General features: G+C 52.1%; 1 protein-coding gene. It reads right to left on the reverse strand.

Annotated elements, in window-relative coordinates:
• Positions 1–661 precede the first annotated feature (661 nt).
• The coding region (locus KSX58_RS10270) for a hypothetical protein (protein ID WP_217752138.1) at positions 662–1,131 on the reverse strand (470 nt) is incomplete at its 5' end.

Genomic DNA, 1,131 nt, shown 5'->3' on the forward strand with positions numbered 1-1,131 from the left:
CACGTTCTCCGGGACGATGACCTACATTCTCGCCTGAATAGCTTTCCGTAACCCTGCCGTTCGGGAAAAGCAATGGCAACGGAGGAATCTATCCAATCGGGAAAATACCCAATCCGAACGCGATTAAGGCTTTGAATGGCAGAGCCATACTATCGTCTGGAACGACAGTGGCGATTCCATTCATCCACCCGTCATATCTGCAACGTTCAGTCCAAGTATCGATCGCGCCGGACGGGACCGTCAACCTCCTCGTTGGCCCCGAAGTGGCTGTCACAGGCGGAATCGTGGAAATCCACTTTTAATAGCTTTCCGTAACCCAGACATGTCAACTTCAGTGGCAATCCACTGGATCGTTCGTCTGCTCGCCATATGGCGGCGGTAATATATTCACCGTCAAAAACGGGCTGATCTTCGTTGACCTAGCCTCTTTTCAAAGTACCGTGAATGTCGGGAATTTCCAAGTCTGGCAGTACAAGTCTGGTATAAAACCTTCCAAGACTGTCGGCCTTGGATGTATCGCCAATGTGTCAGGCCACTCCTATGGCAAACAGGCGAACTGGAACACGGACGGGTCAGTGACTCTCATTGGCGGTGTCTCGACCGGCGATATCATCCAATGCTTCCAGAAAGTCATTCCGGTACCTGATGGCGTAATATTCAGCTAGTCTCGCATGACCGGCACGATTAAGCCTCCATTATGCCAGCAGCCGGCAGCAATATCATGCTCCGATGAATCTCTCCACGAGATTATGTTGTTGGCCATGTAAAACCTTGCCGTTGACTGTGTGCTGGAGTCGATATTGTTATCGAAGCACCAGCCGAAGGATTCACGTGCGGTCTTCCACCCTTTGACTGTAGCCAAGTTGACGGACCCCCATGAGACAGAACGGAACCTGCCGCTGTTCTGCCATAGGATGCTGAGCACGAGCAGCGCATCTGCACCTGACTGGGCACAAGCCAAAGGGATGATGGAAGTGTCAATAACAAGCTTATCGCTCGTCGTCTTCGTGAGGGTTACGGAATCCCACAGTTGGCTCATCGGAGGCAACTGCTTGACAAGCATGACAGGAGTTCCAGCGGTGATGCCACTGATTGGAATGCGGGCGATCGGAATCCATACGGTGCCGGAAT

Source organism: Bifidobacterium sp. MSK.17.10 (assembly GCF_019129655.1).
Classification (GTDB): Bacteria; Actinomycetota; Actinomycetes; order Actinomycetales; family Bifidobacteriaceae; genus Bifidobacterium; species Bifidobacterium adolescentis.